The organism is Microseira wollei NIES-4236 (assembly GCF_020521235.1).
GTDB classification, from domain to species: Bacteria; Cyanobacteriota; Cyanobacteriia; order Cyanobacteriales; family Aerosakkonemataceae; genus Microseira; species Microseira wollei.
In genome coordinates, this window is sequence record NZ_BLAY01000642.1 from 1 (window position 1) to 306 (window position 306).

The window sequence follows — 306 nt, forward strand, 5'->3', positions numbered from 1 at the left end:
ACGGAATTAATCGTAATTCCGTTATAGTTGGCGTCGCTGCTGGTAGCTGTATGAGAAATAGTGCCGCTATGATTTCCTTCGGCGACGTTATCGTTAATTGCACTAACTGTGACTGTTTGAGGAGTATTCCAGTTAGCTGAAGTGAAGGTTAAGCTAGTTGGCGATGTTCCGGTTTGCGTACCGTTGTTGATGGCAATGGTGACATCGGCAGTTGGTTGTGAAGTTAGTACAATTTCGTAGGTATCTGTCGCGCCACCTTCGGTGATATTCCTGCTACTGCCGGATTGGGTAATTGTGACTCCGGCG

Annotated in this window: 1 pseudogene; it reads right to left on the reverse strand. The window is 47.1% G+C overall.

Annotated features, from left to right (window positions below):
• Positions 1–306 (reverse strand): annotated as a pseudogene (locus tag MiSe_RS50110) (DUF4114 domain-containing protein); the annotation flags it as partial.